1 protein-coding gene (only partly in view) is annotated in these 24,613 nt (G+C 73.9%); it reads right to left on the bottom strand.

The genetic code is table 11. The features are described from left to right. Positions 1 to 24,111, bottom strand: the 5' portion of a protein-coding gene (locus CP984_RS17530) for a non-ribosomal peptide synthase/polyketide synthase (protein WP_129820997.1). Its footprint begins 900 nt before the window's first position; only the first 24,111 of its 25,011 coding nucleotides appear in the window; its start codon is at positions 24,109 to 24,111; its stop codon lies off the left edge, out of view. Positions 24,112 to 24,613 lie beyond the last annotated feature (502 nt).

A 24,613-nucleotide genomic window follows, 5' to 3' on the forward strand; every position in this document is an offset into this window, starting at 1 on the left:
CCACAGCGGCAGTTCGGTCTCCACGCGCCGCGGGTCGGCGGCGGCGTCCCGCAGCTTGGTCGCCCAGGTACGGAACGAGGTGCCCACCGGCTCCAGCGTCACCGTGCCGTCCCCGGCCTCCCCCGCCTGTTCCCAGGCGCTGTGGAGGTCGGGCAGCAGGATGCGCCAGGAGACACCGTCGACCACGAGGTGGTGGGCGAGGACGAGCAGCCGTCCGGGCCGGTCGGGTCCGGCGTCGAACCAGACGGCCTGGAGCACGCGGCCGTCGGCGGGCGAGAGCCGGTGCTGTGCCGCCAGGTTCTCGCGTTCCACCACGGCGGTCAGGGCGGCGGTGTCCAGCCCGGTCACGTCGACACGCGACAGGCACGCGTCGGCCCGTACCGCGCCACGGTCGAGGACGGTCCACTGCCCGTCCGCCGTCAGCCGGGACCGCAGTACGGCGTGGTGGTCGAGCACCGCGTCCAGCGCGCGGGCCAGCCGTGCCGCGCCGAGACCCGCGGGCACGCTCATCAGCATCGACTGGTGGAACTGCGCGTGCGGGCCACCGTCCGCGAGCATCCCGGCGACGATGGGCGTCAGCGGTATCTCACCGATCGCGGCGGCGGGGTCCTCGGCCGTCGCGGCGCGCTCGGTCCTGGCGGCGCGGGCCAGTTCCCGCGGCGTCTTGTGGGTGAACACATCGCGCGGCGAGATGCCGATACCGGCCTTGCGGGCGCGGCTGACCAGCTGGATCGAGACGATGCTGTCGCCGCCCAGGTCGAAGAAGCCGTCGTCGGCCCCGACCTCGGGCAGCTTGAGCAGCTCGGCGAAGAGGTCGCACAGCACCCGCTCGGCCCGGGTACGCGGTGGTTCGCCGGAGGTGGTGGCGGCCTCTGCGGGTTCCGGCGCGGGCAGGGCCCTGCGGTCGACCTTGCCGTTCGGGGTCAGCGGCAGCTCCGGCAGTACCACGACCACCGGGGGCACCATGTAGTCCGGCAGCCGCTCCGCCAGGTACGCGCGCAGCTCGGCGGCCTCGCACTCGCCGCCCGCGTAGCCGACCAGCCGCCGGTCCCCCGGGCCGTCCTCGCGCACCACGACGGCCGCGTGGGTCACCCGGGGGTGGCCGCTGAGCACCGCCTCGATCTCGCCGAGTTCGATACGGAAGCCGCGCACCTTCACCTGGTCGTCGACGCGGCCGGCGTACTCCAGCCGCCCTCGGTGCCAGCGGACCAGGTCACCGGTGCGGTACATGCGGGCGCCGGGGGCGCCGTACGGGTCGGCGACGAAGCGCTGCGCGGTCAGGCCGGGGCGGCCCAGATAGCCGCGGGCCAGCCCGGCGCCGGTGAGGTACAGCTCGCCCAGGACGCCTTCCGGCACCAGGCGCAGCCGCTCGTCCAGCACCCGGACACCGGCGCCGGGGATCGGGCGGCCGATCGGCAGCGCCCCGGGGGTGATCTCCTCGTCGGGTCCGACGCGGTGCACGACACAGCCGACGGTGGCCTCCGTCGGGCCGTATTCGTTGACGACGGCGGCGCCGGGGTGGGCGGTGCGCCACTGGTCCAGCACCTCGCCGACCAACTGCTCGCCGCCGACGACCAGTTCGCCGGTGGGCGAGAACGGTCGGGGCAGCACGGTGAGCAGCGGCAGGTGGGCGGGGGTCGCCTTGACGAAGGTCGCGGCGGGACGCCCGGTTGTGCCGTCGGCGTCGTCCAGCGGTCCGACGTGCACCCTGCCCCCGCTGATCAGCGGCCCGAACAGGCTGGTGACGGTGAGGTCGAAGGACACCGAGGAGTGCAGCAGGGCCGTCCCGGCGAGCGAGGGGTACGCCTCGGTGGCCCAGCGCACGTAGGCGGCGAGCGAATGGTGCTCGATGACGACGCCCTTGGGACGGCCGGTCGAGCCCGAGGTGTAGATGGTGTACGCGGGGTGCGCCGGGTGGGGCGCCGGCCGGTCCAGGGCCGTGCCGTCCAGGCCGTCCGCTTCCGCCGGCCGGACCGCGGGGGGCGCGTCGGCCGCCGTCGGCAGCGTGCCGTCGTCGGTGACGGCGAGCACCGCCGCGGAGTCGGCGAGCATGTACGCGATGCGCTCGGCCGGGTAGGTGGTGTCTATCGGTACGTACGCGGCGCCCGTCTTGAGCACCGCCAGCGCGGCGACCACCAGGTCCGTGCCGGGCCGCAGCGCGAGGGCCACGAAGGTCTCCGGCCCGGCTCCGTGCCCGATGAGCAGCCGCGCGAGGCGGTTGGACCGTGCGTCCAGCTCCGCGTAGGTCAGCTCGGCTTCCTGTGTGGAGACCGCGATGGCGCCGGGTGCCGCCGCCACCTGGGCAGCGAACAGCTCGGGGACGGTGGGCCGCCGGCCGGCGGGTTCGGGCAGGGCGGTGCCGGTGCCGTCGGCCAGGAGCCGTTCGCGTTCGGCGCCGCCGAGCACGTCGATCGCCGACAGGGGCCGGTCCGGGGCCTCGGTGACAGCGGTGAGCACCCGCTCCAGCCGGTCCAGGACGCCCTGGACGGTGGCGCGGTCGAAGAGGTCGGTGCTGTATTCCAGCTCGCCTTCGATACCGGCCGGGCCGGTCCCGCCCTGGGTCTCCATGACGTGCAGGGTCAGGTCGAACTTGGCGGTACGGGAGCCGAGTTCCACCGGTTCGGCGGTCAGGCCGGGCAGGTCCAGGTCGGCCGCGCTGTTGTTGTCCATGGACAGCATGACCTGGAACAGCGGGTGCCGTGCCATGGACCGGGCCGGTTGCAGCACCTCCACCAGCCGCTCGAACGGCACGTCCTGGTGACCGTGCGCGGCGAGGTCGCCCTCCCGTACCCGGGCCAGCAGCTCGGTGAAGGTGGGGTCGCCGGACAGGTCGGTCCGCAGCACCAGGGTGTTGACGAAGAAGCCCACGGCGTCGTCCAGGGCCTGGTCGGTGCGGCCGGCCACCGGTGTGCCGATGGGCACGTCCGTACCGGCTCCGAGCCTCGAAAGGACGGTGGCCAGTGCGGCCCGCAGCACCATGAACACCGAGGCGCCGTTGGCGCGCGCCAGCTCGCGGAGGGCGGCGTGCAACTCGGGGCGGATGCGGACCGGGACGGTGGCGCCACGGTGGCTGAGCACCGCGGGCCGCTGCCGGTCGAAGGGCAGCGCCAGCTCTTCCGGCAGCCCGGCCAGCGCGTCGCGCCAGTGGGCGACCTGCTGGGCGATCGGGCTGTCCGGGTCGTCCTCGCTGCCGAGGGTCCGCTGCTGCCACAGGGTGTAGTCGGCGTACTGGACGGGCAGCGGCCGGAATTCCGGCCGGTCGCCCGCGGCCCGCGCGGTGTACGCGGTGGCGAGGCCGTCCGCCAGCGGCGTCAGCGACCAGCCGTCCGCGGAGACGTGGTGCAGGACCAGGACGAGGACGCAGGTGTCGGGGCCGGTGGTCAGCACCCGGGCCCGTACGGGAATGTCGGTGGTGAGGTCGAAGGCGTGGCCGGCCGCCTCCTCGGCGTACCGCTCCGCCTCGCTCTCCTCGACGTCCAGGAACTCGACCTCGACCTGCGCCTGTTCGGGCGTGCGGACGAGCTGGTACGGGTTTCCGTCGTCGTCCGGGAAGACGGTGCGCAGGCTCTCGTGGTGGGCCACCACGTCCTGGAGCGCGGCCCGCAGCGCCTGCTGGTCCAGCCGTCCGGTCAGCCGCAGCGCGAGCGTCAGGTTGTACGTGGCGCTGGGACCCTCGATGCGGTGCAGGAACCACAGCCTGCGCTGCGCGAAGGACAGGGGTATCCGCTCGGGCCGGGGCACGGGGAGCAGCGGTTCGTGCGTGCCGGTGGCGGCGCCGCAGCGTTCGGCGAGCCCGGCCACGGTGGGCGCCTCGAAGACCGCCCGTACGGACAGGTCCACCTCCAGCGCCGCCCGGACCCTGGCCGCCAGCCGGGTGGCGAGCAGCGAGTGGCCGCCGAGGTCGAAGAAGTTGTCGTCGATGCCGACTTCTTCGATGCCCAGCACCTCGGCGAACGCCTGGCACAGGGTGCGCTCCGTGGCGGTGCGCGGGGCACGGCGGGCGGCGCCCGTCCCGGCGGCGTAGTCGGGTGCGGGCAGGGCCTTGGCATCCAGCTTGCCGTTCACGGTCAGCGGCAGCCCCGGGAGGGAGATCAGGGCCGCGGGCACCATGTAGTCGGGCAGGAGGGTGGCGGTGAACTCCCGTAGCCCGGCGGTGTCGAGGCCGTCGTCACCCTGCGGTACGACATAGCCCACCAGCCGCTTGTCGCCGGGCGCGTCCTCCCTTGCGAGCACGGCGGCCCGGGCGACGCCGGGGTGTGCCTCCAGCGCGGATTCGATCTCGCCGAGTTCGATGCGGAAGCCGCGGATCTTGACCTGGTCGTCGGCGCGGCCGACGTACTCCAGCTCGCCGTCGGCGTTGCGGCGGACCACGTCGCCGGTGCGGTACATGCGGGTGCCCGGCGCGCCGTACGGGTCGGCGACGAAGCGCTGCGCGGTCAGGTCCGGGCGGCCCAGGTAGCCGCGGGCCAGGCCCGCCCCGGCGACGTACAGCTCTCCGGCCACACCGGGCGGCGCCAGCCTGAGGTGGCTGTCCAGGACGTAGGCGCGCAGGTCGGGGATGGGCTCGCCGATGAGGCTGGTGGTGGCGTCGGCGACGGCGCCGCGGTCCAGGGCCCGGTAGGTGACGTGCACGGTGGTCTCGGTGATGCCGTACATGTTGACCAGGCGCGGGGCGTCGTCGGCGTGCCGCTCGTACCAGCCCGCCAGACGCCGCAGGTCGAGCGCCTCACCGCCGAAGACGACCTGGCGCAGCGCCAGCCGGTCCCCGAGCGCGGGGTGCTCCCGGTCGGCCTGTACCAGCTGGTAGAAGGCCGACGGGGTCTGGTTGAGCACGGTGACGCGCTCCCGTGCCAGGAGCTCCAGGAACTCGCGCGGGGCGCGGCTCACCTCGCGCGGCACGACGACGAGACGGCCGCCGCTGAGCAGCGGGCCCCACAGTTCCCATACGGAGAAGTCGAAGGCGTAGGAGTGGAAGAGCGTCCACACGTCCCGCGCGTCGAAGCCGAACCAGTGGGCCGTGTGCGTGAACAGCCGGACGACGTTGCGGTGCGGGACCATCACGCCCTTGGGGCGGCCCGTCGAGCCGGACGTGTAGATCACGTACGCCGGGTGGTCGGCGGCGCCCGGCCCGTCGCGGCGCTCCACCGGGTCCAGGTCGTGCCCGTCCAGCGCGGCCAGCTCGGCGGCCGTCCCGGCGTCGTCGAGGACGTACGCCGGAGTCGCGTCCACCACGCCCGCGGTGTCCCGTACGGTGAGCGCCAGCACCGGCCGGGTCTCGCCGAGCATGAACGCGATGCGGTCGGCCGGGTAGTCCGGGTCGATGGGCACATACGCGGCGCCGGTCTTGGCCACCGCGAGGAGGGCGACGACGAGGTCCGCCGAGCGCGGCAGGGCGACTGCCACGAAGGTCTCGGGGCCGGCGCCGCGGGCGAGCAGCAGCCGCGCCAGCCGGTTGGCCCGGGCGTTCAGCTCCGCGTAGGTGAGCGATACGTCTTCGCAGGTCACCGCGGTGGCGTCGGGAGTTTCCGCCGTCCGCTCCTCGAACAGCCGGGCCGGGGTGCGCGGGTCGGTTCCGGGCAGCTCCGGGCCGGGCGCGGCCAGCAGCTCTTCCCGCTCGCCGGGCAGCAGCGTGTCCAGCGTGCCGACCGTGGCGTCCGGGTCGGCGGTCAGCGTCTCCAGTACGGACACCAGGCGCCGGACCAGCCGCCCGGCCTCCTCCTCGGTGAACAGGTCCGCCCGGTAGTCGGTGCGGAACTCCAGCCGTTCGCCGGGGAGGGCCGCGATGGTGACCGGGTAGTGGGCGGCGTCGCTGATGTCGATGCCGGCCACGGTCAGGCCGTCGTCGGCGCCGGGCTCCAGGACGCCGTCGCCGTCGAGCGGGTAGTTCTCGAACACCAGCAGGGTGTCGAAGAGTTCCGCGCCGCCGACCAGCGACTGGAGTTCGGCCAGCCCGAGGTACTGGTGGTTCATCAGGTCGGACTGTTCGCGCTGCACGCGGATCAGCAGGGCGGCGACCGACTCGGCCGGGTCCAGGCGCACCCGTACCGGCAGCGTGTTGATGAACAGGCCGACCATGGTCTCGATGCCGGGGATGTCGGCCGGGCGGCCGGAGACGGTGGTGCCGAAGACGATGTCGTCCCGGCCGGTCAGCCGGGCCAGCAGCAGCGACCAGGCGCCCTGGACCACGGTGTTGACGGTGATCCCCAGCCGCCGCGCCAGCTGCCCGAGCCGTACGGTCAGCTCCTCGGACGCGATGTGCGAGAGGCTGCTCGGGGCGGCCTGGGCGTGCTCCGCCGTGGACGGTGCGAGCCGGACCGGCTCGGCACCCGCCAGGGCCTCGCCCCAGACCTTCTCCGCGACCGCGCGGTCCTGCCCGGCCAGCCAGGCGAGGTAGTCCGAGAACGGCGCGACCGGCGGCAGCGCGGAGGCGTCCGCGCCGGAGCGGTAGAGGGCGAACAGCTCCTCGACCACGAGCGGCATCGACCATCCGTCCACCAGGATGTGGTGGTTGGTGAGCATGAACCGGTGGTGGCCGGCGGCCAGCCGGGCCAGGGTGAACCGCACCAGGGGCGGCGTGCTCATGTCGAAGCGGGTGGTCCGGTCGGTCTCGGCCAGCTGGTCCGCCGCCGTGGCGCGCTCCTCCTCGGGGAGGGTGCTCAGGTCCGCGTCCTGCCACGGAAGGGGTGCCTCGGCGGGCACGAACTGGACCGGCGCGTCCAGGCCCTGCTGCCAGAACGCGGCGCGCAGGTTCGGGTGCCGGTCGAGCAGCGCCCGTGCGGCGTCCTTCAGGGCCGCGGCGTCCAGCGGGCCCCGCAGGTCGAAGACCACCTGGGTGTTGTAGACGTCCACGCCGTCCTCGTCGTACGACGCGTGGAACAGCAGACCCTCCTGGAGGGGGGACAGCGGCAGCACGTCCACGGTGCCCGGACGGGCCTCGGCGAGGGCGTCCAGCTGCCCCTGGGACAGCCCGGCCAGCGGAACGTCCGAGGGGGTCAGGCCCGCGGAGGCCCCGCCCCGTGCGTGCTCGACCAGGGCGCGCAGCGCGGCGAACCAGCCGTCGGCCAGCCGCCGTACGTCGTCCTCGGCCAGCACGTCCTTCGCCCACGCCCAGGAAGCCACCAGACGGGTGCCGTCGGGGCGTTCCTCGGCCTGCGCGTTGATCTCGACGAGGTGCGCGAGCGTGAGCCGGGCCCCGGTGGCCGTGGCGTCGCCGTCGCTCCGGTCCGCCGTGGCGTCCTCCTCGGAGACCGGCATCCAGTACGTGTCCGCCGCGGCGCCCGGGCCGCCGCTCTCCACGGCGAACCGGCCCAGGTAGTTGAAGCCGATCTGGGCCTGGGGCAGGGCGGCGAGGACCGGTGAGGTCTGCGGGTTCAGGTGGCGCAGCAGTCCGTAGCCGATGCCGTTGTCGGGGATCCGCCGCAGCTGCTCCTTGACCGTACGCAGCGCGGCACCGGCCGCCGGGCCCGCCGTCAGGGCCTCGGCGACATCGACCCCGTCCAGGTCGAGGCGGAGCGGGAAGAGGCTGGTGAACCAGCCGACCGTACGGGACAGTTCGGCGCCGTCACCGACCTGCTCCTCGCGTCCGTGGCCCTCCAGGTCGACCAGCAGGGCCCCGCCGTCCTGCCGCCAGGCGGCGAGCGCCAGGGCGAGGGCGGTGAGCAGCACGTCGTTGACCGAGGCGTTCAGGGCCGCCGGTACGTCGGTGAGCAGCGGCTCGGTCCAGTCGGCGGGCAGCACGTGGCTGGTCTCGACGGCGGGCGTGCCGTCGGGCACCGGGCCCTGGTGCAGCGGGCGTACGCCGGTCAGCTGCTGCTGCCACATCGGCAGCTCCGCGCCGATGCGCCCGATGTCCGAGGCGGCCAGCTGGAGTTGCTGGGCCCAGGTGCGGAAGGACGTACCGACCGGCTCCAGCGTGATCGCGCCGCCGGTCGCGGTCTGTTCCCAGGCGGAGGCGAGGTCCGGGAGCAGGATGCGCCAGGACACGCCGTCCACCGCCAGGTGGTGGATCACCACCAGCAGACGGCCGGCGGCCCGGTCTCCGGCGTCGAACCACACCGCGCGCACCAGTGAGCCCTGTTCGAGGGAGAGCTGTTGCTGGGCGGCCTCGGTGTGCTCGTCCAGCAGCCGGGACAGGCCGGCGCGGTCCACGCCGGACACATCGACACGGGTGACGCAGTCACCGGCCCGGACGCTGCCGCGCGGGGCCACCTCCCACAGCGGGATACCGGCCACGGTCACCAGCTTCGAGCGCAGCACGTCGTGGTGGTCGAGCACCGCCTGCACGGCCCGGGTGAGCCGGTCCGTGCCCAGCTGCGGCGGCACGCTCACCACCATCGACTGGCTGAACCGCGGGAACCACGCGGCCCCGGTGAACGCCTGCACGATCGGGGTCGCGGGGACGCCCCCGATGCCGGCGCTCGGCTCCTCGCTCACCGTCTGCTGCTCCTCGCTCGTCGCTACGGCCGCCAGTGCCTCGACGGTCTTGTGGGTGAACACATCGCGCGGGCTGATCACCAGCCCGGCCTTGCGGGCGCGGCTGACCAGCTGGATGGAGACGATGCTGTCGCCGCCGAGGTCGAAGAAGCTGTCGTCGATACCCACCTCGGGTACGCCCAGCACCTCCGCGAACACCTCGCACAGCGCCCGCTCCACGTCGTTGCGCGGCCCGCGTCCCGAGCGGCCTGCCTCGGCGGCGAAGTCCGGGGCGGGCAGCGCGGCGCGGTCGAGCTTGCCGTTGACCGTCAGGGGCAGTTCGGGAAGCGTGACGAACGCGGCGGGCACCATGTGGCGCGGCAGCCGGGCCGCGGTGGACTCCCGCAGTTCGGCGGACGCGGCGGTGCTGCCGGGGACCGGCACCACGTAGGCCACCAGCCGCTTGTCGCCGGGAGTGTCCTCGCGTACCACCACGGCCGCCCGGTCGACCTCGGCGTGCTCGCCGAGCACCGCCTCGATCTCGCCGGGCTCGACGCGGAACCCCCGGATCTTCACCTGGCCGTCCGCCCGGCCGATGAATTCCAGCTCGCCCTGTCCATTCCAGCTGACCAGGTCACCGGTGCGGTACAGCCGCGCGCCGGGCGGGCCGAAGGGGTCGGCCACGAAGCGCTGCGCGGTCAGGCCGGGGCGGCCGAGGTAGCCGCGGGCCACCCCGGCGCCGCCCACGTACAGCTCGCCCACCGTGCCGTCGGGCACCAGCCGCAGCGCGTCGTCCAGGACGTACACCCGGGTGTTGGCCACCGGGCCGCCGATCGGCACCCGGCCGCCGTCCGTCAGCGGCCCGCTCATCGTGGCGCAGACCGTGGTCTCCGTCGGCCCGTAGGCGTTGATCAGCGTGTGCCGCCGCGACCAGCGGGCGACCAGGTCCGGCGCACAGGCTTCGCCGCCGACGATCAGGGTCGTGCCCGCCGGGACCCGGTCGGTGCGCAGCTGGGCCAGGACGGCCGGGGGCAGGGTGGCGTGGGTGATCCGCTGCTCGGTCAGCAGCCGCTCCAGCGGCTCGCCCGGGGCGCGCTGCTCCGCGTCGGCGATGACCAGCGTGGCGCCGGTCAGCAGCCCCATGCAGGTCTCCCACACCGAGGCGTCGAAGCTCGCCGAGGCGAACTGGAGCACCCGGCTGCCGGGGCCCGCGGCCAGCCGTCCGGCGTGGGTGGCCGCCAGGCTCGCGATGCCGGTGTGCGGCACGACGACGCCCTTGGGGCGGCCCGTGGAGCCGGAGGTGTAGATGACGTAGGCCGGGTCGGCGGGCCGGGCGGGCGCGCTCCGGTCGGCGTCGGTCAGGTCCGTAGCGGCGAGGCCGGCGAGCGCTCCGGTCACCTCCGGCGCGTCCAGCACCAGACGCGGTACGCCGCCGAGGGCCTGGTCCGCGGCGTCGAGCGCGGCGGCCGTCACGGAGGCGGTCAGGACCATGTGCGGGCCGCTGTCCCGGAGCAGGTAGGCGATGCGCTCGGCCGGGTAGTCGGGATCGACGGGCACATAGGCGGCGCCCGCCTTGAGGACCGCGAGCACGGCGACGGCCAGTTCGCTGCCGCGCGGGAGGGCGAGCGCGATGTGGCGGCCCGGCCCGGCGCCCCGGCCGACGAGCAGGCGGGCGAGCCGGTTGGCCCGGGAGTTCAGCTCTCCGTAGGTCAGTTCCTCCCCGGTGACGACGAGGGCCGTGGCGTCCGGGGACTCGGCGACGCGGGCCTCGAACAGCTCGGGCCAGGTCGCCTCCGGCACCGGCAGTGCGGTGGCGTTGCGCCCGGTCAGCAGGGTGCGGCGCTCGTCGTCGGTGAGCAGCCCGAGCGCGGCCAGAGGGGTGTCCGGCGCGTCGGTCATGGCCCGCAGCACCCGCAGCAGGCGCGCCATCAGGGTGCCGACGGCCTGCCGGTCGAGCACGTGCGGCTGGAAGTCCACCCGGAACTCCAGGTCCGCGCCGGGGATCACCGCGATGCTGACCGGGTAGTGGGCGGCGTCCTCACCGCCCACCGCGGACACCGCGAGGCCCGGTACGGCCTCCTGGAGCGCCGCCCCGTCCAGCGGGTAGTTCTCGAAGACCATGAGCGTGTCGAACAGCTCGCCGGCGCCCGCGAGGGACTGCAGCCGGGGCAGCCCGATGTGCTGGTACGGCATGAGCGCGGTGTGCTGCTCCTGGAGCTGCCGCAGCAGGTCGCCGACCGGGCGGGACGGGTCCACGTCCACCCGTACCGGCAGGGTGTTGATGAACAGGCCCACCATCGTCTCGACGCCGGGCAGTTCGGCCGGGCGTCCGGACACCGTGGAGCCGAAGACCACGTCCCGGCGCCCGGTGTACCAGCCGAGCAGCACGGCCCAGGCGCCCTGGACCACGGTGTTGACCGTGACGCCGAGGCGCCGGGCCAGCTCCTCCAGGGCCCCCGTCAGCCCGGCCTCCGCGGAGACCACGTGCTGGGCGGGCACGGCGGGCGGCTGCTCGTTCCCGGGGGCGAGCAGGCACGGTTCGACACCGGACAGCCGCCGGCGCCAGGCGTCCTCGGCCGCGTCCCGGTCCTGCCCGGCCAGCCAGGCCAGGTAGTCCTTGAACGGGCGCACCGCGGGCAGCGTGTCGGCCCCGGCCGCGTACAGGTCGAAGAGCTCACCGAACAGCAGCGGCATCGACCAGCCGTCGAGCAGGATGTGGTGGCTGGTGAACAGCAAGCGGTGCCGGTTCTCGCCCAGTTGGAGCAGGGTGAACCGCAGCAGGGGCGGCTCGGTGACGTCGAAGCGCCGGGCGCGGTCGGCCTCGGTGAGGGTACGGGCCTCGGCCTCGGGGTCCGGGTGGCCGGTGAGGTCGATCTCCTGCCACGGAACGTCGAGCCCGTCGAGAATCAGCTGCACCGGCCGGTCGAGGTCCCGCTGCCAGAAGGCCGCGCGCAGGTTGGCGTGCCGTTCGAGCACGGTACGGGCCGCGGTGCGCAGCCGGTCCCGGTCCAGTTCCCCTTCGAGGTCGAGTTCCAGTTGGGTGTTGTAGAGGTCGACGCCCTCACTCTCGTAGAGCGCGTGGAAGAGCAGGCCCTCCTGGAGGGGCGACAGGGGCAGCACGTCGGCCGTGGCGGCGGGCAGTGCCTCCAACTGGTGCTGGGCGAGCCCGGCCAGCGGTACGTCGGAGGGCGTCAGGCCGCCCGCGCCCGGCTGCTCGGCGTGCGTCACCAGCGCGCGCAGCGCCTCGAAGAACGCCTCGCCCAGGCGGTGCACCTCCTGTTCGGACAGCAGCCCGGCCGCCCAGCCCCAGCCGGCCACCAGGGCCGGACCGTCGGCGCGGTCCTCGGTGTGCGCGTTGAGTTCGAGGGCGTGCGGCAGCGGCATCGCGTCGTCGGCGCCGCCGCCGATGCCGGTGGACTCCGGGGCGGAGACCCAGTACTGCGGTGCGCTCTGCTCGTCGGAAGCGTCGAAGCGTCCGAGGTAGTTGAAGCCGATCTGCGGGGCAGGGGCCGAGGACAGGGCCTCTTCGGTTTCCGGGTTCAGGTGGCGCAGCAGCCCGTAGCCGATGCCATGATCCGGAATCGCCCGCAGCTGCTCCTTGACGCGCTTGAGCGCCACCCCGGCCGCCGCACCACCCCGGAACGCGTCCTCAACATCGACGCCCTCCAGGTCCAGCCGCACGGGGAACAGGCTGGTGAACCAGCCGACCGTACGGGACAGATCCGCACCCGCAACCACCTGCTCCTCACGGCCATGGCCTTCCAGGTCCAGGACGAGGCCCGAACCGGCACCCCGCCACCGCACCACGGCCAGCGCCAACGCCGTCAGCAGCACATCGTTGACTCCCGCGCGGAACGCCGCCGGAACCGTCGTCAGCAACGGCTCCGCCCACCGCGCCGACAGCGAGAGCTCCAGCTCCCGTGCGGTGGCGACGGTGTCCCGCGCCGGGTCCAGCGCTCTCGTACCCAAAAGGGCACCTTCCCCCGCCAACTGCGTTTTCCACAAAGGTAGTTCAGTGGCGACCCGGCTTTCATCGGCGGCAGCCCGCCGCAACCCCTGCGCCCACGTACGGAAGGACGTACCAACCGGGTCCAGCACCACCGGACGACCGGTCCCCGCCTGCTCCCACGCACTCGCCAGATCGGGCAGCAGAATGCGCCACGACACCCCGTCCACGGCCAGGTGGTGGACGGCCACCAGGAGCCGGCCCGAGCGCCGTGCCCCGGCGTCGCACCACACGAAGCGGGCGATGCGGCCGTGGGCCGGGGACAGCCACTGCTGTGCGGCCCGGCCCTGCTCCTCCAGTACGGAGGCCAGCGACGCGGCATCGTCTTCGGGGACCTCGACGCGGACCACGCAGTCGCGGGCCCGCACCGCGCCCCGCGGGACGATCTCCCACACCCGGTCGTCGCCGAGCCGGGAGCGCAGCGCGTCGTGCCGGTCCAGGAGCGCCTGTACGGCGGTGAGCAGCCGGTCGTGGCCGAGCTGCGCGGGCACCTCGACCACCATCGACTGGTAGTAGTGCGCGAAGGTGTGCGCCGCCTGTCCCGTCTCGGCCAGGGTCCCGGCGACGATGGGGGTCAGCGGCACTTCGCCCAGGGCCGCGCCGGGGTCCTCGGCGCCGGTCTCCGGCACCGCCCGCGCCACGGGGGCCAGTCCTTCGACGGTGCGGTGGGTGAACACCTCGCGCGGGCTGATCACCAGCCCGGCCTTACGCGCCCGGCTGACCAGCTGAATCGAGACGATGCTGTCGCCACCGAGATCGAAGAAACTGTCGTCGATACCCACCTCGGGGACGCCCAGCACCTCCGCGAACACCTCGCACAGCGCCCGCTCCACGTCGTTGCGCGGCGGCTTGCGCACACCCGAGAGCACCGCCCCGTAGTCGGGGGCCGGGAGCGCCCTGCGGTCGAGCTTGCCGTTCGCCGTCAACGGGAGGACCGGCAGCGTGACGAAGGCCGCCGGGACCATGTAGTCGGGCAGTACGTCCGCGACCGCCGCGCGTACGGCGCCCAGGTCCGGTTCCGGCACGGCGGGCACCAGGTAGGCCACCAGCCGCCGGTCCCCGGGGCCCTCCTCGCGGACGGTCACCGCGGCCTGCGCCACCGCGTCCAGGCCCGCCAGTACGGATTCGATCTCGCCGGGCTCGACGCGGAACCCGCGGATCTTCACCTGGTCGTCGGCCCGGCCCAGGAACTCCAGGTGGCCGCGCTCGGTCCAGCGCGCCAGGTCGCCCGTGCGGTACATACGGGTCCCCGGCGTGCCGAACGGGTCGGCGACGAACCGCTGGGCGCTCAGGCCGGGGCGCCGCAGATAGCCGCGGGCCAGGCTCGCGCCCGCGACGTACAGCTCGCCGGTCACCCCCGGCGGCACCGGGCGCAGCGCGGCGTCCAGCACATAGGCGCGGGTGCCGGTGACCGGCCGGCCGATCGAGGGCCGGTCGGACGCGCGCAGTTCGGTGACCACGGAGTCGACCGTCGCCTCGGTCGGGCCGTAGCAGTTGTACGCCGTCACGTCGGGCAGCGCCGCCAGCTCCGCCCACAGCGCCTCGCCCAGGGCCTCGCCGCCCAGGCTGAGCACGGACGGGCGGTGCCGCGGGTCGCGCAGCAGACCGCTGTTGACGACGTGCTGCGCGAAGGTCGGTGTCAGGTCCAGGAAGTCGATCTTCTCGGTGACGACATGGGCGGTCAGGGCCGCCGGGTCGCGCCGTACCTCGTCGTCGATCAGGTGCAGTTCATGGCCGAGGAGCAGCGCCAGCAGCTGGTCCCACGAGGTGTCGAAGGAGATGGAGGCGGTCAGCGCCAGCCGGAACGGGCCGTCGTCCGGCGCGGCGAGCAGGCCCCCGCGGTGCGCGTGCAGGAGGTTGGCCACGCTGCGGTGCTCGATGACCACGCCCTTGGGGCGGCCCGTGGAGCCGGAGGTGTAGATGACGTACGCGGGGTGCTCGGGGCGCAGCGGGCGGAGCCGGTCGGTGTCGCCGGGGTCGGTGTCCGCGAGCGTACGGAGCGCGTCGGCCGTGCCGGGCCCGTCGAGCACGACCTGCGGCACGTCCGGCACCAGGGCACTCGTCTCCCCGGTGACCAGGGCCAGCACGGGCCGCGCGTCCTGGAGCATGTAGGCGATGCGGTCCACCGGGTAGTCGGTGTCCACGGGCAGGTACGCCGCGCCGCTCTTGAGCACGGCCAGCAGGCCGACGATCAGGTCCGCGGTCCGCGGCAGGGCGAGCGCCACCACGGTCTCGGGCCCGGCGCCGTGCCGGGCCAGGAGCCGGGCCAGGCGGTTGGCGCGGGCGTTCAGCTCGGCGTAGGTGAGCCGCGCCGTACCGTCGGCGTCGTGGGAACCAGCCGGCGCGACCAGCGCGGTGGCGCCGGAGTGACCGGCCGCGGCGGCCTCGAACAGCTCCACGACGGTGGCCGCGGAAGCCGGTGCCCCGGCGTGCGTCCAGTCCGCCAGCTGCCGGGTCTCCTCGCCGGTGAGGATGTCGATGGCGCCGACCGGCCGTTCGGTGTCGGCCGTCATCGCCTCCAGCACCAGCAGCAGCCGCTGGAAGATCAGGTCCAGCTGCCCGGCGGTGAACAGGTCGGGCCGGTAGTCGACCCGGAACTCCAGCTCGTCGCCGGGCAGTACGGCGATGCTGATGGGGTAGTGCGCCGGGTCCTCGCCGTCGACGTACGACAGGGAGAGGTCACCGGTCGCCTCTTCGAGCGCGGCGGCGTCCAGCGGGTAGTTCTCGAAGACCAGCAGGGTGTCGAAGAGGTCGGGCGCCGGTCCGCCGGTGGTGCCGCCCGCCGCGGCCAGCGCCTGGAGCCGGGCCAGGCCCAGGTGCTCGTACGGCATCAGCTCGGCGCTCTGCGCCTGGAGGCGGCGCACCAGGGCCGCGACCGGCTCGGCCGGGTCGATGAGCAGCCGGACCGGCAGGGTGTTGATGAACAGCCCCAGCATGTCCGCCACCCCGTCGATCTCGGCGGGGCGTCCGGAGACGGTGGTGCCGAAGACCACGTCCTGGCGGTGGGTGAGCCGCCCCAGCAGCACCGCCCAGGCGGCCTGCACCAGCGTGTTGGGGGTGACCCCCAGCCGCCGGGCCTGCTCGCCCACCGCAGCCGTCAGCCCGGCCGGGGCGCGGGTGACGTGGTGCTCGGGCAGTACGGGCGTCAGCGGGCCCGCCTCGGGCGCGACAAGGCAGGGTTCGGCCCCGGCCAGCGCCGTACGCCACGCCGCTTCGGCGGCCTCGGCGTCCTGCCCGGCCAGCCAGCCCAGGTAGTCGGAGAACGGGCGGACCTGCGGCAGCGCCGAGGTGTCGGCGCCCTTGCCGTACAGCGCGAACAGCTCGCCGACGAGGAGCGGGGTGGACCAGCCGTCGAGCAGGATGTGGTGGCTGGTGAGCAGCAGCCGGTGGTGCTCGGCGGCGAGCTTGAGGACGGTGAAGCGGATCAGCGGCGGCGCGTCCATCGAGAACCGCCGGTGCCGGTCCGCCTCGATGACGCGTGCCGCCTCGGCCTCGGTGTCCGGCACGGTGGACAGGTCGATGTCCTGCCAGGGGATCTCGGCCCGCCCGAGGACGACCGAGACGGGGTGCTTCAGGTCGCGCTGCACGAAGCCCGCCCGCAGGTTGGGGTGCCGGTCGAGCAGGCCCTGCGCGGCACGCCGCAGCAGCCCGGTGTCCAGGCGTCCGTGCAGGTCGAACACGAGCTGGGTGTGGTAGATGTCCACGCCCTGCTCGTCGTAGAGGGAGTGGAAGAACATGCCCTCCTGGAGCGGGGACAGCGGCAGTACGTCGACGGTGCCGGGCACCTCGGCGGTGATCGCGTCCAGCTGCCCGGAGGTCAGCTGCACCAGGGGCACGTCGGAGGGCGTCAGACCGCCGGCGCCCGGCTGTTCGGCGTGCGCGACCAGCGCCTTGAGCGCGTCGAACCAGTCCTCGCCCAGCCGGCGCACCTCGGCCTCGGGCAGCAGCCGGGAGGCCCAGCTCCAGTTGACGACCAGGCGCGGCCCCTCGGCGTCGTCCTCCGTGAGCGCGGTGATCTCGACGGCGTGCGGCAGCGGCATCGCGTCGTCGGCGCCACTGCCTTCCAGGCGGGTGGCCTCGGGCGCGGTGATCCAGAACTGGGGCGCGTCCTGGGCGGAGGGCGCGTCGAAGCGTCCGAGGTAGTTGAAGCCGATCTGCGGGGCGGGGGCCGAGGCCAGGGCCTCTTCGGTTTCCGGGTTCAGGTGGCGCAGCAGCCCGTAGCCGATGCCATGGTCCGGAATCGCCCGCAGCTGCTCCTTGACGCGCTTGAGCGCCACCCCGGCCGCCGCACCGCCCCGGAACGCGTCCTCGACATCGACGCCGTCCAGGTCCAGCCGTACGGGGAACAGGCTGGTGAACCAGCCGACCGTACGGGACAGATCCGCACCCGCGACCACCTGCTCCTCACGACCGTGCCCCTCCAGGTCCAGTACCAGACCCGAACCGGCACCCCGCCACCGCACCACGGCCAGCGCCAACGCCGTCAGCAGCACATCGTTGACTCCCGCGCGGAACGCCGCCGGAACCGTCGTCAGCAACGGCTCCGCCCACCGCGCCGACAGCGAGGTCAGCCACTCCCGCTCGGTCTCGGCCGTGTCGACCGCCGGGTCCAGTGCCCGGTCCCCGAGCATCGGGTCGGGCAGTGCGGTCTGCCGCTGCCAGAGGTCGAGTTCGGCCGCCACACGCTCCGGCTCCGCCGCGGCCCGGCGCAGGCCCTGTGCCCACGTACGGAAGGACGTACCGACCGGGTCCAGGACCACCGGACGGCCGGTGCCCGCCTGCTCCCACGCGCTCTCCAGGTCGGGCAGCAGGATGCGCCACGACACGGCGTCCACCACGAGGTGGTGGAGCGCGAGCAGCAGCCGCCCGGTGGCCCGGTCCCCGGCGTCGAACCAGACCGCCCGGACGAGCCTGCCGTCCTCGAGGGAGAACCAGTCGTGGACGGCCGTGGCGTACGCCTCGATGAAGGCGGTCAGTTCGTCGCCCGGCACGCCGGTGATGTCCACCCGCTCCAGGCAGTCGGCGGCCCGTACGGTGCCGCGGTCCCCGACCGTCCAGGCCGGGCCGTCCGCGGTGTGCGTCAGCCGCGACCGCAGCACGTCGTGGTGGTCCAGCACCGCCTGGAGGGCGGTGCCGAGCCGGTCCTCGCCCGCCTGGGCGGGGATCTCCACCAGCATGGACTGGTGGAACTGCGCCCAGGGCCCGGCCTGGTCGGTGGCCAGCACGATGGGGGTGAGCGGGACCTCGCCCAGCGCGGCGCCCGGGTCCTCGGCGCGGACCTCGGCCACCGGCTGCGCGACCGGCGCCAGCTCCTCGACGGTGCGGTGCGTGAACACCTCGCGCGGGCTGATGACCAGCCCGGCCTTGCGCGCCCGGCTGACCAGCTGGATCGAGACGATGCTGTCGCCGCCGAGGTCGAAGAAGCTGTCGTCTATACCCACCTCGGGTACGCCCAGCACCTCCGCGAACACCTCGCACAGCGCCCGCTCCACGTCATTGCGCGGCGGCTTGCGCACGCCCGAGAGCACCGCCCCGTAATCCGGCTCCGGCAGCGCCTTGCGGTCCACCTTGCCGTTCGCCGTCAGCGGCAGCTCGTCCAGGGCGACGAACGCGGCCGGCACCAGGTAGTCGGGCAGCCGGGAGCGCAGGAAGGCACGCAGTTCCTCGCCGGTCGTCGCCCCGGGCTCGCGGGGTACGAAGTAGGCGGCGAGCGAGGTGCCGGAGGGGGACGGCAGTGCCAGTACGGCGGCCTGGGCGACCTCGGGGTGGGCCGCGGCGGCCGTCTCGATCTCGCCCAGTTCGACGCGGAAGCCGCGCACCTTCACCTGGTCGTCGGCCCGGCCCAGGAACTCCAGCTCGCCGCGCTCCGTCCAGCGCACCAGGTCGCCCGTGCGGTACATCCGCGCACCCGGCCCGCCGAACGGGTCGGCGACGAACCGTCCCGCGGTCAGCCCGGGACGGCCCAGGTAGCCGCGGGCGAGCCCGGCCCCGGCGACGTACAGCTCACCCGGCACGCCCCGGGGGACGAGGTTGAGCGCGGCGTCCAGCACGTACACCCGCGCGCCCGCCACCGGGCGGCCGATGGTGAGCCGTCCCTCCGCCGCCAGTTCGGCGAAGGTGGCGTCCACGGTGGTCTCGGTGGGCCCGTAGAAGTTGAACACGGACAGCCCGTCGCACTCCGCCAGCCGCTGCCGCAGCGCCTCCCCCAGGGCCTCGCCGCCGAGGACGAGCGTGCCGGGGCGGTGGTCCGGGCCGTCGAACAGGCCGGTGTCCACGACGTGCTGGGCGAAGGACGGGGTGAGGTCGAGCAGGTCGATGCGGTGGGCGGTGGCGTAGTCGCGCAGCGCGTGCGGGTCGCGGCGCGTCTCGTCGTCGATCAGGTGCAGTTCGTGACCCGCCCACATCCACAGCAGCTCGTCCCACGAACTGTCGAAGCCGACGGCCGCCGTCAGCGCGATCCGGTGCCGCGCGTGTCCGGAACGGGCCACCAGCGGCCCGAAGAACTCGGCCTGGTGGGCGTGGAAGAGGTTCACCACGCTGCGGTGCTCGATCACCACGCCCTTGGGCGTGCCCGTGGAGCCGGAGGTGTGGATGACGTACGCGGGGTGGGCCGGTGCCAGGGGCGCGGTGCGGTCGGCGTCGGTGAGGTCAGAGCCGTCCAGGGCCGCGAGGCGGCGTACGGTCTCCGGCGCGTCGAGCACGAGGTGCGGCAGGCCGGTGCCGGCCAGCGCGCCGGCCGTCGCGGCGCAGGCCAGTACGGCGACCGGCGCCGTGTCGCGGACCAGGAACTCCAGCCGCTCCGCGGGCTGTCCGGCGTCGATCGGCAGATAGGCGGCACCGGACTTCAGCACCGCGAGCAGGCCCACGATCAGGTCGGCGGAGCGCGGCAGGTTCAGCGCTACGGTCCGTTCGGGCCCGGCGCCGTGCTCGGCCAGCAGCCTGGCCAGCCGGTTGGCGCGGTCGTTCAGCTCCCCGAAGGTCAGCCGGGTGCCCGCGCAGACCACCGCGGTGGCGTCGGAGTCCCGGGTCACCGCGGCTTCGAAGAGCGCGGGCAGCGTTCCGGTGGGCGCGGTGTGCGTGGTGCCCTGCCAGTCGCCCAGCAGCACGCCGCGTTCCTCGGTGCCGAGCAGGTCGAGGCCGCTGAGGGGCGTGGCGGGCTGCGCGGCAGCGTGCGTGAGTATCCGTACGAGGCGGTCGAGCAGCGCGCGGGCGGTGGACTCGTCGTACAGGTCGGTGGCGTACTCCAGCTCACCGTGCAGACCCGCGGGCGCGCCGTCCGGCCCGTACGTCTCGGCAAGGCTGACGGTGAGGTCGAACTTGGCCACCGTGTTGGCGAGCGGGTGGGCGCTCACCTCCAGCCCGGTGAGGTCGAGGCCGGTGTCACCGGTGGTCTCCCAGGACAGCATGACCTGGAAGAGCGGGTGCCGGGCGGGTGAGCGGACCGGGTCGGCGAGTTCCACCATGCGCTCGAAGGGCAGCTCCTGGTGGGCGAAGGCCGCGAGGTCGGTCTTCCGCACCCGGTCCAGGAGTTCGGTGAAGGCCGGGTCGCCCGAGGTGTCGGTACGCAGCACCAGTGTGTTGACGAAGAAGCCGACGGCGTCGTCCAGTGCCTGGTCCGTACGGCCCGCGACGGGGCTGCCGATCGGGATGTCGCCCCCGGCCCCGTGCCGGGACATCAGCCCGGCCAGGGCCGCCTGCACCACCATGAACACACTCGCCCCGCGGCTGCGGGCCAGTGCCGCGAGGGCGGCGTGCAGCTCGGCGCCGAGCGCGACGGGCAGACTGCGGCCCCGGTGCGAGGCGCGGGCGGGCCGCGGCCGGTCGGCGGGCAGCGTCACCTCTTCGGGCAGCGCCCGCAGCGTCTCGCCCCAGTAGCGGGCCTGCCGGGCCAGGGTGCTGTCCGGGTCGTCCTCGGTGCCGAGCGCGGCGAGCTGGGCGAGGGTGTGGTCCGCGTACTGGAGCGGCAGCGGGGTGAACGCGGGCTGCTCGCCCCGTACGCGGGCGGCGTAGGCGGTGGCGAGGTCGGCCGCAAGCGGCTCCAGGGACCAGCCGTCGGCGGCGATGTGGTGCAGCACCAGGGCCAGCACGGCCCGGCGCGGGCCGAGCACACCGAGCCAGGCGCGCAGCGGGGTCTCGGTGGTCAGGTCGAAGCCGCGCCCGGTCGCGGCCCGCAGCAGCTCCGGCAGCTCGTCCTCGGTGGCCGCCACGGTCTCCAGGACGGGCATACGGTCGGTGATCTGCTGGTGGGGCTCGCCGTCGGAGGCTTCGGGGAAGACGGTGCGCAGGATCTCGTGCCGCCGCACGACATCGGCGATCGCGCGGCCCAGCGCCTCCTGGTCCAGCTCGCCGTCGAGCCGCAGCACCCACGGCATGTTGTACGTGGCGTCGGCGCCGTCGAGGCGGTTGAGGTACCACAGACGGCGCTGCGCCAGCGAGAGCGGAATGCGCTCGGGACGGGGAGCCGGTATCGCGGCGTGGGCGGTACGGGTGGCCGCCTGCGCGCAGAGCGGCGCGAGCCGGGCGACGGTCGGGGCTTCGAAGACCGACCGTACGGTCAGCTCCGCGCCCAGCGCGGTGCGGATACGGGCGATGAGCCGGGTGGCGGACAGCGAGTGCCCGCCGAGGTCGAAGAAACTGTCGTCGATGCCCACCCCGGGCACCCCGAGCACGTCCGCGAACACCTCGCACAGCGCCCGCTCCACGTCATCGCGGGGGCCACGACCCGAACGGCCCGCGCCCGCCGCGTAGTCGGGGGCGGGCAGCGCCTTGCGGTCCACCTTGCCGTTCGCGGTCAGCGGCAGCGCGCCCAGCACGACGAAAGCGGCCGGAACCATGTGGTCCGGCAGCCGCTCCCCGGCAACCGCGCGCAGCTCCGCGACATCGGGTACGGACGAGCCGGGCACCGGCACCACATAGGCGGCCAGCCGCTGGTCGCCCGGCGCGTCCTCGCGGAGGACGACCGCGGCCTGCCCGACCGCCGGGTGGCCGCCCAGCACGGCTTCGATCTCGCCCAGCTCGATACGGAAACCGCGGACCTTGACCTGGTCGTCGGCCCGGCCCAGGAACTCCAGCTGCCCCCGCCCGTTCCAGCGCGCCAGGTCCCCGGTGCGGTACATACGGGCGCCCGGACCGCCGTACGGGTCGGCGACGAACCGCCCCGCGGTCAGCCCGGCCCGGCGCAGGTAGCCGCGCGCCAGACCGGCGCCGCCGAGGTAGAGCTCTCCCGCGGTGCCCGGGGGAACCTGTCGCAGCGCGCCGTCCAGTACGTACGCGCGCACGCCTGCCACCGGGCGGCCGACCGCGGGCCAGGCGGCGTCCGCGAGCCGGACGTAGGCGGCGTCGACCGTGGCCTCGGTCGGGCCGTAGAAGTTGTAGACCGCCGTCGGGCCCTCGGCGAGCCGGGACCACAGCGGTTCGGGCAGGGCCTCGCCGCCGACGACGAGCACGGCGGGCGGCGCCGTCTCGAACAGCCCCTCGTCCAGCAGGTGCTGGGCGAAGGCGGGCGTGACGTCGAGCAGGTCCAGCCGGTGGGCGCGGGTGTAGCGGTGCAGGGCGGCCGGGTCGCGCCGGGTGTCGTCGTCGATGAGGTGCAGCTCGTGGCCCGCCCACATCCACAGCAGCTCGTCCCACGAGGTGTCGAAGCCGATCGACGCGGTCAGCGCCACGCGGAAGCGGCGCCCCGCCGTGACATCGCCGAAGAACCCGGCCCGGTGCGCCGCCAGCAGGTTGAGCACACTGCGGTGTTCGACGGCGACGCCCTTGGGGGTGCCGGTCGAGCCGGAGGTGTAGATGACGTAGGCGGTGTGGGAGGGGAGGAGGGGGGCGGTGCGGTCGGCGTCGGTGAGGTTGTCCTCGGGGGCCGCGGTCCCGGCTTCGGTTCCGGTTTCGGCTTCGGTGTCGGTCGCGGCTTCGGCTTCGGGGAGGCGGTCGAGCAGGAGCGTACGGGGTGCCGCCGCGCCCAGGGTGTCCGCGGTGGCCGAGGTGGCCAGGGCCAGTACGGGCCGGGCGTCGCGCAGCATGTGAGCGACGCGCTCCGCCGGGTGGTCCAGGTCGATGGGCAGGTATCCGGCCCCGGCCTTGAGTACGGCCAGCAGGCCCAACATGAGGTCGGCGGTGCGCGGCAGGGCCAGGGCGACCAGGTCGTCGGGACCGGCACCGGCGGCGGCCAGGGACCGCGCCAAGCGGTTGGCGCGCGCGTTCAGCTCGGCGAAGGTCAGCGAACCATCGGGAGCGGCCAGGGCGGTCGCGTCCGGGGTGGCGGCGGCCTGCGCCTCGAAGGCGGCGGCCAGGTTCCGGTGCGCGAGCTCAAGCCCGGTCTCAGTCTGGGGGGCCTGCTGCGCGCCCGCCTGCCACTGCTCCAGCCGCCCCCGCTCCTCCTCGGTCAGCAGGTCCAGGCCCGCCACCACATCCGTATCGACGGCCCGGACGAAACCGGCGAGCACGGAGCGGAACCGGTCCCGGTGCGCGGCGAGTTCGGCCTCGCCGTACCGCTCGTCGGCACCCTGGAAGTCGATCTCCAGCCCGGCGCCGTCACCCCGGTCGCAGATCACCACGGCCAGGTCCTCGATCGGGCCGATCGACAGGTTGTGGGTGCGGGCGGGCGCGCCGGCGAAGCTCAGCCCGTAGTCGAAGTTCATGATGTTGACCGTGGGCCCGGTCAACTGGCGCCCCTCGCCGAGCAGGTTGAGGTCGCGGCGGAGGTCTTCGTAGCGGTAGCGCTGGTGCCGCAGCGCGCCGCGCATCTGGTCGGCGGTGTGCCGTACCAGCTCCGAGAGGCGGGTGTCCGGGCGGACCGTGAGCCGCAGCGGCACCTCGTTCGACATCATGCCGGGGGTGCTGCGCACGGTGGGGCCGCTGCGCGCGGCGACCGGCAGGCCGAGCACCACGTCGGTGGCCCCGGTCATCCGGTGCAGGTGGACGGCGAGGGCGGCGACCAGGACGGGCTGCCACGGGGTGCGCCGCTGCCGGGCCGCGGCCTTCAGTTCGGCCAGTTCCCCGGCCGGGAGCCGGTCGCGGGAGTGCCGTACGCCCGTTGAGCCGGTGGCCGGGGCGCCCGCGAGGGTGACCGGCTCGGGCCGGTCGGCGAGTGTCCGCGTCCAGTACTGGCGGTCGGCCTCGTAACGCTCCGAGTTCCGGTACTCCCGGTCGCTGTCGGCCAGCGCGCGGAGGGGGCCGAAGGGGCTTGCGCCAACAGGGCTTCCGGTGACGCGGCCCGTGTACAGCTCGGCCACGCGCCGGGCGACCAGCGATCCGGTGAAGCCGTCCATCACGAGGTGGTGGTAGCGGTGGAGCCAGATGTGCCGGCCCGGCGCGAGCGTGAGCAGCGCGAAGGTGAACAGCGGTCCCGCGCCCGGGTCGAGGGGCCGCCGGGCCTCCTCTTCCAGCCAGGTGCGGGCCGCGGCCCGGGGATCGGCCTCGGCGCTCAGATCGATGCGCCGCAGGGTGACGGGCACGGACGGCTCGACGGTCTGCACCGGGCCGTCGCCGCCGTCCTCGAAGCGGGCGCGCAGCGCCTCCGCCTCGCCGACCACCTGCCGCAGCGCCTCCTGGAGATCGTCCGCCGCGACGGCACCGTCGATCTCGAAGTATTCGGCGATGCTGAACAGCGGATTGGCCGGGTCGAGGTGCTGCGCGTACCAAATTCCCAGCTGCGCGGCGGTCAACGGAAGTCGGTTTGTTCCCAGGGCAGACATACTTCCCCCTTGCGCACGCCATTTTCTGGAAGAGCGCACGCGAAAATCGGCATTACGCGCGGAACCGTGTGCGCAGCACACCGGAATGAAAAGAGAATGAGAACACCAGGCAAACCAGCAGGTGCTTTAAAGGCACACTAAAGCCGGGTGTCCTGTATCAACGTCTGACTGCGGCGGCGCAACCCTCGGTAGCGGCGGTGACAGGATGGCACCATCCCGGACACATGCCTCGAATCCCCCTATAAAGAACGCCGCAGCCAGGCTTCCCCCATGCCGCAGGCAGCGTATGCGCGCACCGACAGCCAGGCAAAGAGCAGCTAAAGCAGTGCGCTGCGGACACGCAGAATTGCGGCCCGCCGTGTGGTCACCGGCAGCCTATTTCAGGACGATCTCAGTGTGCAGTGACCCAGGTCACAGTCAAAAAGATCCAGTGCCGCGGTTGCAACGCCGCCCCACTCTCTGTGATGCTCGGCAGACACGGGGGACGAATACAGCCGCGTCG

The sequence above is a fragment of the Streptomyces rimosus genome, from assembly GCF_008704655.1.
In the GTDB taxonomy this organism is placed as follows: Bacteria; Actinomycetota; Actinomycetes; order Streptomycetales; family Streptomycetaceae; genus Streptomyces; species Streptomyces rimosus.